This is a genomic window from Burkholderia sp. Bp9143 (genome assembly GCF_003853645.1).
GTDB lineage: Bacteria > Pseudomonadota > Gammaproteobacteria > Burkholderiales > Burkholderiaceae > Burkholderia.
This window is the reverse complement of record NZ_QTPO01000111.1, coordinates 1-3,026: the sequence shown is the minus strand read 5'-3', so window position 1 is coordinate 3,026 and position 3,026 is coordinate 1. Positions and strand designations below refer to the sequence as shown.

Here is a 3,026-nt window from a genome sequence, read left to right as displayed (position 1 = left end):
TCCTAAAACTCGGTTGCTGCCTGATCTGCTGGAATACCCTCCGGCGCGCCGAACAGCCTTTATGAAACCGTCTCTTAGTGATATCGCAGCCAATCGGATTCCGGCGATTCACGACCGGGGGTGCGGGCAGTAGCGATTTGCGGCAGCGCCCGAAGGACAGCGGTTACAATTCGCTGTGCAGCAAGCCGCAGGCTCAGAAGCCTCGCTTATGACCTTCGCGCGTTTTTTCTATCGCTCTCCACTGGGAATAGCATGTCGAAGGTCGACAATCAGGAAGTCTGGCGTGCACGTCAGCACGCTCAATCCGCACTTGAAATCCTTGAAGCCGCAAGCGTTTTTAGCGCAGCCATTGACGCACACCTTGCGAGACCTTGCGCGGGAAAAGAACTGGGAATCAGTCTACGAACCACGTCTGGAAATGAGGCATTTAGCCTGCAAACTCCATACGGTCAAGTCGAAGTCGTGTTTGACATGGCAATGAAGAACGGAGCCCTTGTTGGGCGTTACACCTTTTTTCTGCTTCGACCTATTGGCGCAGGCAACCGTGAGGTGTTGCATGTATGGTCCATGCTCATCAACAGGCACTGCGCCGCCACGTGGTCTGTCGACGAAGAATTCGCTTGGTCCTATGCGAACGGAACCACGAACCTCGCTGATCAGATGAATCGATTCCTTCTGACGATTTTGGCGCATCTCCATCGAGCCGTGCCAACCGTCTAGTTGTGCACCATGTCGAGCGTGGGCGCCGCCGAGCGCTCTCTCCTTGGGTCCGTAGTTGCCTTGCGTCTTTCGATGACCGGCAGCGCGAGGTTGCCGAGAGCAATATGCCAATTGAAGACTGGTCTTGACGCGATGAGCGGATAACATGTGCTTTTAAGCCGGTAACGAAAATCCGGCTATTGCCCTCCGAAGCATCTCGGATTGATCCGTCAAAGAACGCGCCGCCGCGGCGGCCTCCTCGACGAGCGCGGCATTCTGTTGTGTAACCACGTCCATCTCGCCAATCGCGCGGTTCACCTCCTCAATGCCCGCACTCTGCTCCCGCGATGCGTGGCTGATTTCTTCGAGGATCTCATAGACTCGTTGAGCCGACTGCACGATTTCAATCATTGTCTTGCCTGCGTTTTCGACGAGTTCTGCTCCTTGATCGACGGTCCGGGTTGATAGTTCGATTAGCTCCTTGATTTCCTTCGCAGCGGTCGCCGCACGTTGAGCAAGGCCGCGCACCTCCGACGCGACAACAGCAAACCCCCTGCCATGTCCGCCAGCGCGCGCTGCCTCGACTGCAGCGTTGAGAGCCAGGATATTTGTTTGGAACGCGATACCGTCGATCATGCCCACAATTTCGCCGATTTTCTGTGAGCTTATTGCGATGTCGCCCATTTTTTTGACCACGTCTTCGACCAAGCTGCTGCCACGAGTTGCCACTCCAGCTGCCTCCTGCGCGAGGTGCGCGGCTTGAGCCGCACTTTCCGCGTTGAGCTTTACATTTTCCGTCATCTGGCTCATGTTAGATGCCGTCTGCACTAGCGCCGCAGCTTGCTCTTCTGTTCGCTGCGATAGATCCAAATTTCCTGCCGCGATTTGGTTTGCACCAACGTTGACATTTTCAGCGCCAAGGTGCACCCGCGAGACCGCATCGCCGAGACTTGCCTGCATCTGCGCGAGTGCGTACAACAGACTGCCGTTAACACTCCTCGTCATCTGAATCCGCGATGTAAGGTCGCCTCGCGCCAAGCGTTGTGTTGCTGCGATTGCCACTTCCAGTTCGCCGCCAAGTTGACCTCTTACGCTTCGCAACACCAGGAGCATCGCGACGGTTGCAAGAATACCAAGGCCTGCTGTGGCGCCGACCCATCGCGCGACGCCAGTTGCGATTGCGGAATTCACGTCGTCCATATACATGCCTGTCACGACGTTCCAATCCCAAGGGGCAAAGCGTCGTACGAACGACGTCTTTGGAGCCGGCTCCCGACCCGCCCCGGGTTTCGCCACTCGATAGTGGATATATCCACCGCCATCCCGACTGCCAGCCGCGATGACCTCTCGAACAATGTGATGACCATCCGAGTCGGTCAGATCTAATACATTCTTACCGACAAAGGACTGGCCAAACGGCTGTACAAGCGAGATTCCGTTGGAATCGTTTACCGTAACGTATCCTGTCTTGCCATAACGCATTGCAGACAGTACTTGCTTTGCCCTTTCCTTTGCTTCGTTTTCGGTCACTTCGTGCCGCTGGGAAGCCTCATAGTAGTAGTTCACGACGCTGATTGCGCCGTCGACCAAAGACGAGAGCTTGTCGTAGCGGTCAGCGAGCATCGAAGTCCGGTACTGCCAACTTCCCGCCAAAGCGATCAGGAACAGTCCGAACCACAAGACAGCGATCAGTGAACGGAGTTTTTGGTTTAAGGTCATATTGGTATCTATTGGGCAAGCCACATCGTTGGCCCAGGCCGAGCGCCACCGGTCCCGAGGCCGTTCCCCTAAGTTAATTTTGATCAGTGGACAACCGCTCTTCGAAACCAGTTCGAAGGTTTTCCTGGCGACAACCGATCGCAAGCTTGATGAGCGCTACCGGGTGGAGCACGCCGCCCTTGGCCTTCTCATATCAGCGCCCCCCCCCTGCTCTGTCCTAGCATTTCAATGCCGTAGGACATTACGAGACCGCATCAAACGGATGGCGGAACATGACAACGCAAGACCGATGCCAGCCAAATTTAGCACCGGCGTGGCACCATTACGTTCTACCCTACCTAACTGAATGTCGTCCGCGGATACGGTTCTAGACTAAGTCTGTGCGCGAGAAAAACACTTGATCGAATGCATAGCCGGATCGGAAGACATGCTCAACTAGCGAAGTTCGCACACTGCCGCCACAGCACGCTCGTTCAGTTCCACTCCGTACAAGAATCGGATTGAACCGCGCCAAATTTCCGTCTCACTCTTAGAAGCTGTTGCGAAATTAATCGGATGCCGCCTTGAGTTGGCTCCAGCAAATCAAGCTGCACGCGAGCGAGAGGAAT

The 3,026-nt window shown here is 55.5% G+C and carries 2 protein-coding genes; one reads left to right on the top strand and one right to left on the bottom strand.

Going from position 1 to position 3,026, the window contains the following annotated elements:
- The first annotated feature begins 252 nt into the window (after positions 1 to 252).
- Entirely contained in the window at positions 253 to 720 is a 468-nt protein-coding gene (locus DIE23_RS38730; protein ID WP_124618140.1) for a hypothetical protein, read from the top strand.
- Between the two features lie 153 nt (positions 721 to 873).
- Here the strand turns inward: DIE23_RS38730 and DIE23_RS38725 are convergent, their stop codons facing one another.
- Complete coding sequence (locus tag DIE23_RS38725) at positions 874 to 2,418, bottom strand: methyl-accepting chemotaxis protein (RefSeq protein ID WP_124618138.1); 1,545 nt, start codon at positions 2,416 to 2,418, stop codon at positions 874 to 876.
- Between the last annotated feature and the right edge of the window lie 608 nt (positions 2,419 to 3,026).

What these genes read in the sequence shown, in the direction of transcription:
- DIE23_RS38730 (WP_124618140.1), top strand. Translation starts at nt 253, where the DNA reads ATGTCGAAGGTCGACAATCAGGAAGTCTGGCGTGCACGTCAGCACGCT.
- DIE23_RS38725 (WP_124618138.1), bottom strand. Translation starts at nt 2,418, where the DNA reads ATGACCTTAAACCAAAAACTCCGTTCACTGATCGCTGTCTTGTGGTTC.